The organism is Actinotalea sp. C106, from assembly GCF_023630195.1.
GTDB lineage: Bacteria > Actinomycetota > Actinomycetes > Actinomycetales > Cellulomonadaceae > Actinotalea.
This window is the reverse complement of record NZ_JALPKN010000147.1, coordinates 1-7,857: the sequence shown is the minus strand read 5'-3', so window position 1 is coordinate 7,857 and position 7,857 is coordinate 1. Positions and strand designations below refer to the sequence as shown.

The 7,857-nt window shown below is 73.1% G+C and carries 8 protein-coding genes; 3 read left to right on the top strand and 5 right to left on the bottom strand.

The window, feature by feature from the left end; all coding sequences use genetic code 11:
• Positions 1 to 338 precede the first annotated feature (338 nt).
• The 3 genes from L0B03_RS10880 to L0B03_RS10870 all read right to left on the bottom strand — a co-directional run bounded on the left by L0B03_RS10880 (position 339) and on the right by L0B03_RS10870 (position 4,168).
• Positions 339 to 1,715 carry a hypothetical protein gene (locus L0B03_RS10880; protein WP_250445817.1) on the bottom strand — a complete coding sequence of 459 codons (1,377 nt, stop codon included), beginning with the start codon at positions 1,713 to 1,715 and terminating at the stop codon, positions 339 to 341.
• 113 nt (positions 1,716 to 1,828) lie between these two features.
• A complete protein-coding gene (locus tag L0B03_RS10875) occupies positions 1,829 to 3,481 on the bottom strand; it encodes an FAD-binding protein (protein WP_250445816.1) in 1,653 nt (550 codons plus the stop codon).
• Between the two features lie 51 nt (positions 3,482 to 3,532).
• Complete coding sequence (locus L0B03_RS10870) at positions 3,533 to 4,168, bottom strand: TetR/AcrR family transcriptional regulator (protein WP_250445815.1); 636 nt, start codon at positions 4,166 to 4,168, stop codon at positions 3,533 to 3,535.
• A gap of 89 nt (positions 4,169 to 4,257) precedes the next feature.
• Here L0B03_RS10870 and L0B03_RS10865 point away from each other — a divergent pair, with 89 nt between their 5' ends.
• Entirely contained in the window at positions 4,258 to 4,719 is a 462-nt protein-coding gene (locus L0B03_RS10865; protein WP_250445814.1) for an EAL domain-containing protein, read from the top strand.
• Here L0B03_RS10865 and L0B03_RS10860 read toward each other — a convergent pair.
• Positions 4,646 to 5,236: an NERD domain-containing protein gene (locus tag L0B03_RS10860; protein WP_250445813.1), complete on the bottom strand. Its 591-nt coding sequence runs from the start codon at positions 5,234 to 5,236 to the stop codon at positions 4,646 to 4,648. The genes L0B03_RS10865 and L0B03_RS10860 overlap by 74 nt on opposite strands.
• Positions 5,237 to 5,411: 175 nt before the next feature.
• Between L0B03_RS10860 and L0B03_RS10855 the strand changes: the two genes are divergently transcribed.
• On the top strand, positions 5,412 to 6,407 hold the full coding sequence (locus tag L0B03_RS10855) for an ABC transporter ATP-binding protein (protein WP_250445812.1): 996 nt from the start codon (positions 5,412 to 5,414) through the stop codon (positions 6,405 to 6,407).
• A complete protein-coding gene (locus L0B03_RS10850; protein WP_250445811.1) occupies positions 6,404 to 7,390 on the top strand; it encodes an ABC transporter permease in 987 nt (328 codons plus the stop codon). Before L0B03_RS10855 ends, L0B03_RS10850 begins: the two co-directional genes overlap by 4 nt.
• A gap of 21 nt (positions 7,391 to 7,411) precedes the next feature.
• Here the strand turns inward: L0B03_RS10850 and L0B03_RS10845 are convergent.
• A partial coding sequence (locus L0B03_RS10845; protein ID WP_250445810.1) for a hypothetical protein occupies positions 7,412 to 7,857 on the bottom strand: 446 nt, incomplete at its 5' end.

Sequence of the window (7,857 nt, the reverse complement as noted above, 5' to 3'; positions counted from 1 at the left end):
CGCTCGGTGACGGCTCGGCCGCCCCGCACGCGCCGAGCGCGGTGAGGACGACCACGCCAAGGGTCGCGAGCGCCGTGCGGCGTGAGGTGCGCCGACGGGGCGGCGCTGCGGGCGTCGCGGACAGCGGGGTGAGCATGGAGACCTCCGTCGCCGCGAGTGCCCGGAGGGGTTCCGGGCGGGGACTCACGGCCTGCGTCCATGCTGGTCAGCGCGGTGGGCCCCGGTCTTGGGGCCGAAGGATGAACCTCGGTGTGCAACCTTTTGGCGGAGGCGACCGCTGACCGGCCGGCCGGACGAGAGCGGAAGGCTCGGTGAGCAGCCCGTGCGCGGTGCGGGCCTCAGCCCTCGCAGACCCCGTCCGTCGCCCGGACGAACAGGTAGTCCATCGACGCGCTCGACAGCACCAGGGTCTCGGTGTCGATCGGGTGCACGGTGAGCTCCTGCCCGTCGGCCTCGGTCCACTCGGCCTCACCGTCGGCCAGCCGCCACAGCGTGCCGTCGACCGGGCCGATCACCACGCCCTCGCACTCCGCGCGGTCGCGCCACACGTAGCGGTCGCCGTTCTCCGGCAGCTGCGGGTGCTCGTCCTCGATGAGGGCGCCGAGCTGCGGGCCGGCCTCGGGGTCGGTGTGGATCTGCTCGTCGGTGGCGGTCGCCCCGGGCTCGGTCAGGTCGACGTCGACCATGGTCCGTTCCTCGGGGGCGCCCTCGGGCGGGTCCTGCGCGCCGAGCTGGACCTCGAAGGGCCCCGCGGGCAGGGCCGAGCGCTCGACGGCGACGACGAAGGAGTGCGGGTTGGCGTCCGCGTTGCAGGCCCCGGGGGCGCCCGGCGTGACGATCTCCCCGTGCAGGGTGCTGCCTGACGTCACGATGCCGTCCAGCCGGACGGGGCAGCCACTGCCCCACACGGCGCCGAACCACACCACGACCTCCCGCTCCCACTCGACGGGCGGCGCCGGGGGAGTCAGCCCGGACTCGCCCCACAGGGCCACGAGCTGCTCCTCGGTGGTCGCGACCTCGGTGCGGTACGGCTCCCCGACCCCCTCCTCGTGCCCCAGCAGGCGCCACCCCTCGCCCTCGGTGGGCTGCTCGCCGTCGGGCACCACGTCCTCCGCGGGGACGACGTCCGCGCACACCGGCTGGTCGACGAAGGGTGCCAGCGCCTCACGGGCCTCCGGGGAGTCGACCACGCCGTCCAGGACCACGACGCCGAGGTGCGGGCTCGGCGCCATGCCTGCCCACTCCACGCCGCCGTCCTCGAGGGCGGCCATCACGTCGTCGGCCACCGTCGTGAGCTCGTCGAGGGTGTACGGCACGGGGACGACGACGACCCCCTCGCCCGGGAAGCGGTCGGCGACCTCGGCCTGCAGCGACCCGACGTCGGCCACGCCCTCCTCGACGCCGACGTGCACCCAGCCGTGGCGCTCGCGGTCCAGCCAGAGCTCGACGTAGCCGTCCTGCTCAGCGGCCCAGGTGCGGACCTCCTCGACCAGCTCGGTGGCGTTGCCGTAGCGGGGCTCGTCGGCGTAGAGGTCCGGGTCCGCGGTCAGGGAGGTGAGGCCGGTGCAGGGCTCGACGCCGCCGAGCTGGTCCGCGGGGACTGCGTCGAGGGTCTGCGGCGGGTCGTCCGGGGCGGCGGGGTCCAGGCCGGCGCAGCCCGCGATGGTGAGCATGAGCCCGACGCCGAGGGCCGTGGCTGCGCGTCGTCGTGCCATGGCCGCTCCCCACGTGATGCCTGCTGTGCCTCACCGAGAATGTGTGACCAGCAGCGTAAGCCTTGCGCGCGCGACGTCGCCGACCCTCCGGCCGACGACGTCGCCGCGTGGCCTCAGCGAGCGGACCTGGCGATGTGCTGCGCGGCGCGGTAGCCGAAGACCGCGGCCGGACCGATCGTGGAGCCCGGCCCCGGGTAGGTGCGGCCCATGACGGAGGCCGAGCAGTTGCCGGCCGCGTACAGGCCCTCGATGACCGAGCCGTCCTCGCGGAGGGCGCGACCGTCGACGTCGGTCAGGATGCCACCCTTGGTGCCCAGGTCGCCGGGGACGATCTCGATCGCGGTGAACGGACCCCGCTCGATCGTGCCGAGGTTGGGGCTGGGCCGCGAGAGGGGGTCGCCGTAGTAGCGGTCGTAGGCCGAGTGGCCGCGCTGGAAGTCGGGGTCCATCCCGGTGCGGGCGAAGCCGTTGAACCGCTCGATGGTCGCCTTGAGACGGGCGGTGTCCACCCCGATCCGGTCGGCGAGCTCGGTCAGGGTCGGGGTCTTGTGCATGATGCCCTCGGCGGTCATCCGCTTGAGCGCCCGAGGGTCCATCGCGTAGGCCCGCAGGTACTTCCGGGCGTGACGCACGTCGGTGATCATCCAGAACCTGCCTGGCACCTGCTCACGGCGCTCGAGCATGTGGTGCCCGAGGTCCACGTACGACTCCGACTCGTTGGCGAACCGCTCGCCGCCCGCGTCCACGATGATCGAGTGCGGCATCGACCGCTCACTGACCAGGAAGGAGGCCTTGCCGTTCATCGCGCGCGGCACCGAGCCGCCCCACCACGCGTCGTCCATGAGATCCACCGCAGCGCCGACGGCCTGGGCGGCCGCGATCGCCGAGCCCACGTTGCTCTCCGCCCCGGAGGAGTTCGAGCCGTCCACGCCGTGGTGCTTCTGGCGCCACTCCTCGTTCTGCTCGAACCCGCCAGCCCCGAGGACGACGCCGTGGCGCGCCTGGACGCGGACCTCCCGCCCGTCCTTGGTGGTGGTCACGCCGACCACCCGCCCGCCGGAGACGATCAGCTCCTGGACGGGGGACTCGAGCCAGAGGTGGCTGCCCTGCCGCAGCACGACGTCGAGGAACGCGGTCACGAACGCGGCCCCCATCCCCACCTCCTTCTTCCCGCGCGCCAGGCTGCCGAGGGTGCGCAGCACCACCTGGGCGCCACGGACGAACCCGTCCGGGGTCGACCATGCGCGCTGCAGGAGCCAGAAGTCGTCGGTCTTGACCGGGATCGGGACGCCGTCCCGCCCTCGCGAGGTCGCCCACCACTCGCCGATCCTCCGACGGTCGAAGGGCACCGGCTCGATGGCGCGACCGATCTTCCCGCCGGGCTTCTCGGGGTAGTAGTCGGGGTACTCGGCCGCGCGGGCGAAGCGGATGCCCAGCCGCTCGGCGGTCGTGACGAAGCCCTCGACACCATCGACGAAGGCCTCCTTGCGCTCGCGGGAGGTCGCGGGGCCGGCGTCACCGACGGTCTCCTCGAGGTAGGTGAGGGCCTCCTCGCGGGAGTCACCCGCACGGTCGCGCTGCATGAGGGGGTTGTTCGGCAGCCAGGTGCCGCCGCCCGAGAGGGCGGTGTTGCCGCCCCACGTGGTGCTGCTCTCGAGCATCAGGACCGACAGTCCTGCGTCCGCCGCGGTCACGGCCGTGGCCAGGGCTGCCGCCCCGGATCCACCGATCACCACGTCGACGGTGTGGTCCCATGAGTCAGCCATGACGTCTCCTCGGGCTCGCATGAAACGGACACCCGTTGTCCGCTTCTGGCCCTACTCAACCGCATCCGGGGCCGGCTCGGGTAGGACCTTGGGGTTCGAGGTGGAGCGGACCCGCAGCTGAGCGGCCGGCACGGGTGCTGCGGCGTGCTCCTCGGTGCGCAGGCCGCGGAGGAGCAGGACGAGGGCGCGCTCGACGCCCCCGCCGGGCATCTCCCGCGCGCTCACCACCCCCGCGAGCATCGCCGTCGTGAGCAGGACGTCGTCGACGGTGACGTCGGGCCGCAGGGCACCCCTGCGGAGCGCGACACCGTGGGCGTCACGCAGCAGGGCGAGGGTGCGTGACGTCACGGCGGCCAGGCGCTCGTTCTCCACCGCGGACTCGTTGACTGCCGCGACGAGGCCCGGGACGTCCGCCTGGTACCAGCACATCTCGACCATCAGCCGCTCGAGGAGGTCCTCGCCCTCGTGCTCGGCCGCGAAGTCCTCGAGCGTGGCGACCCGGTCCTCGAGAACTGCCGCGAGCAGCGCACCCCGGTCGGGGAAGTGCCGGTACAGCGTCGCGCGCCCCACCTGGGCCCGCCGTGCGACGGCATCGAGCGGGGCGCCGACCCCCTGCTCGCGGAAGACGTCGGCTGCCGCGGCGACGAGCTGAGCACGGTTGCGCAGGGCATCACGTCGCTCCGCCATGCGGCAGAGCCTAGACCGGACCCGACGGGTGACCCGGGCTGCGTGGGTTGGGGTGGATCAGGGTCACCATCTGACCCTGATCCACCCCGTTGCTGAGCGGCGCATCCCTCGCCCTCGAGACCGCCGGCGTGCACATCCACCTGGACGACTTCGGCACCGGCTACTCGTCCCTGTCCATGCTGCGCGAGCTCCCGATCAGCACCCTCAAGGTGGACCGCAGCATCGTGTCCCGCGTCGACACCGACGTCGCCGAGCGCCATCTCCTGGCAGGGGTGGTCAACGCCGCGCACGCCCTCGGTCTCGCGGTCGTCGCCGAGGGGGTCGAGCGCGAGGCCCAGCTGGTGCAGATCCGTGAGCTGGGCATGGACGCCGCCCAGGGCTACCTGCTGGCTCGACCCGTCCCCGCCGAGGAGCTCCCCGCGGCCACGTCGTCCGTCGAGGAGCGGTGGGGGAGCGCGGCGGTCGGCCAGTGCGTCGTCAGGCCCCGAACCCCAGGATCCCGCGGCGTCGACGCTGACGCGGGGCCTGCGCCGGCCAGCTGTCGGGGATGACGAAGTCCGCCGTGGTCGCCTGCACCGAGGTGCGGGTCGCGATGAGCGACCGCATGAAGTGCCGCGCGATGTCCACGACGTCGAAAGGGCTCAGCACGGGCGCCAGCCCGGCGAGGTGACCGGGCAGCTGGGCGTCGCCGACGGTCGTCACGCCCAGCCCGACGGCGGTCGGCGAGAGGTCCTGCCCGTCGAGGCAGATCACCGCGGACACGGCCGAGCGGTGCTTGGGGGACAGGGGCGCGGTGAGCGCGGCAGCGGCCTGCGCGGCTCGCTCGACGGCGGAGTGCCGGGACTGCCCGTCCTGCAGCAGGTCGCCGTCCTGCGCGGTCACCAGACCGGTCCACCGCTTGTGCTCGACGACGACCACCCCGCCCGGCCCGAGGACCACGTGGTCGATGATCGCGAGGGGCTGACCGGGCCACTGCAGGTCGTGCAGGGCGGTCCAGCCGTGCTGCTTGAGAGCGTCGATCGCACCCGTGAGGAGGTGCCCGTCCTCGACGTCGAACCCGGTTGACATGCCTACCCCTCACCGGACCGCGGCATCGGCCCTGCCGTAGTCATCGGCCAGCGGGAGCCGAACTTGAAGGGCCTCGCGCAGACCGGTCCCGATCCGCCACACTGACCGCACGCCAGCACGCGCTCCAGGCCCGACGACGACGCCCCACGAGCCGCGGCACATCAAGGGGGACCTCGTGGGTCAGACCGACTACGCCATCGTCACGCGCGAGCTGCGCAAGACCTACCGGGGAGCGCGCGGCCGGCACGTCGCGGTCGACAGCCTCGACCTGCGGGTCCCCGTCGGCGGGGTGCACGGGTTCCTGGGGCCCAACGGCTCGGGCAAGACGACGACGATCCGGATGCTGCTGGGCCTGGTGCGCGCCGACTCGGGGCGCATGCGCATCTTCGGCCAGCACGTGCCCGAGCAGCTGCCCGAGGTGGTCGGGCGGGTCGGGGCGATCGTCGAGTCGCCCAAGTTCTTCCCGTCCTTCACCGGCCGCACCAACCTCGACCTCCTGGCCCGGGCCATCGACGCCCCGCGCGGCCGGGTCGACGAGGTGCTCGAGGCCACCGGCCTCCGCGAGCGCGGGGCCGACCGGTACCGCGGCTACTCCCTGGGCATGAAGCAGCGGCTCGCGATCGCCGCGACCCTGCTCAAGCAGCCCGACCTGCTGATCTTCGACGAACCCACCAACGGCCTCGACCCCGCCGGCATCCACGAGATCCGCGGCACGATGCGCCGCCTCGCCGACGAGGGCCGCACCGTGCTGGTCAGCAGCCACATCCTCGCCGAGGTCGAGCAGGTCGCCGACACCGTGTCGATCATCGGCCGGGGCCGGCTGCTCGCGACCGGGCCCGTCGCCGACGTCATCGGCGACCGCACCGCCGCGGTCCGCGTCGGCGTCGCGGAGCCGGAGCGCGCCCGCCAGGTGCTCGAGACCGCGGGCCTGCTGGTGCGCGTCGAGGGCCAGCACCTCATGGTCGACGGTGAGCGGGACCCCGCCCGCATCTCCTGGCTGCTCGGCACCAACGGCCTGTGGGTCAACGAGCTCGCCCCCGTGCGCGTGGGCCTGGAGTCGGTGTTCCTCGAGCTCACCGGCAGTACCACGCTCGGGGCCGACGACAGCGGGACGAGCCCGGGGGGCGAACCGAGGAGTCCGAGTCTCGGCACCGAGGGAGGTGCGCGATGAGGCTGCTGGGTGTCGAGCTGCGTCGGCTCGCGGCGCGACGACTCATCGTGCTCGTGCTGCTCGGCGGCCTCGCGGCCACGGTGCTGATCGTGGTCGGGGCCTGGTTCTCGGCGCAGCCTCCCACCGAGGCCCAGCTCGCCGAGGCGCAGACCATGTACGAGCAGGAGCTCGAGTACTGGGAGCAGAACGGCGAGCAGATGGTCACCGACTGCCTCGAGTCCGAGGAGGTGGACAGCGAGCTCGAGGGCGAGGATGTGGACTACGGCTGCGACCAGATGGCCCCGCAGCTCGAGTGGTTCCTGCCCTACTCCCCGCCGCTGGAGGAGGTCTTCACGTCGAACCTCACGACCATGGCCTTCCTCCCGGTGATGCTCATGCTGATCATCGGGGTGACGGTGACGGCCGCCGAGCTGAGCACCGGCACCATGAGCACCTGGTTGACCTTCGTGCCCCGACGCACCCGGGTGGTGCTCTCCAAGATCACCGCCAGCGCCCTGGTCGCGGTCCCCCTCACCGCGCTGATCATGGCCCTCGTCGTCGGCGGCCTCTACGGGGTCTACGCCTTCCACGGCACCACCGGCACCATCTCGGTCGGGCTCTGGACCGAGGTCGTGTGGATCGCGCTGCGGACCATCGCCCTGGGCGCCGTGACGGCCGCCGTCGGCTCAGCCCTCGGGGTGCTCCTGCGGCACACAGCCGTGGCCCTCGGGCTGGTCTTCGTGTGGTCGGTCGTCGTCGAGCAGATCCTCCGGGGCACCGCGCCCGGGCTGCAGCCGTACCTGCTGAGCATGAACCTGATCGCCTGGGTGCAGGGCGGGACGTCCTACTGGATCAACGAGTGCCGGGACAGCGCCGACGGCGTGCTCTGCGAGGGCATCGAACGCACCCTGAGCATGGGGGCAGCGTCGATCTACCTCGGAGTCGGGACCGTGGTGGTCCTGCTGCTCGCGACCCTCGTGTTCCGGCGCCGCGACGTGGGCTGAGGCGTCAGTGCGGGCGGGCCGTCACCAGCAGCGCAGCTCGTCCACCGGTCCTGGCCGCACCTGCGCGAGACTGGCGAGCACCTCGCCCAGCACGTGCACCACGGCCGCACCGCCGACGGCCTCGGTCTCGAGCTGCTCGCGGCTGCACGTCTGGCGGGTGTGCAGGGTCAGGGCCACCGTGGCGGCGGGCTTGAAGCCCCACCCCCACGCGACCTCCAGCTGGCCGGCGGGGTCGCGCTCGGCGTAGGCCAGGCGCAGCACCCCGGGCTCGGGCAGGCGGAGAACCTCCTCGGCCCGGGCGACGTCGAGCAGGCAGTCCACGACGTACGCGGGTCTGGGCTGCCGGAACCGCCCGCGCCCCGTCCGCACGAGGCCGTCGACCCACGCCCGCGCGGTGTCGGTGGTCAGGGCGACGTCCTGGACCCCGCACGCGGCGGCGAGGTCCTCGGCCCACGAAGTCGGAGGCC

What these genes read in the sequence shown, in the direction of transcription:
- L0B03_RS10880 (WP_250445817.1), bottom strand. Translation starts at nt 1,715, where the DNA reads ATGGCACGACGACGCGCAGCCACGGCCCTCGGCGTCGGGCTCATGCTC.
- L0B03_RS10875 (WP_250445816.1), bottom strand. Translation starts at nt 3,481, where the DNA reads ATGGCTGACTCATGGGACCACACCGTCGACGTGGTGATCGGTGGATCC.
- L0B03_RS10870 (WP_250445815.1), bottom strand. Translation starts at nt 4,168, where the DNA reads ATGGCGGAGCGACGTGATGCCCTGCGCAACCGTGCTCAGCTCGTCGCC.
- L0B03_RS10860 (WP_250445813.1), bottom strand. Translation starts at nt 5,236, where the DNA reads ATGTCAACCGGGTTCGACGTCGAGGACGGGCACCTCCTCACGGGTGCG.
- L0B03_RS10850 (WP_250445811.1), top strand. Translation starts at nt 6,404, where the DNA reads ATGAGGCTGCTGGGTGTCGAGCTGCGTCGGCTCGCGGCGCGACGACTC.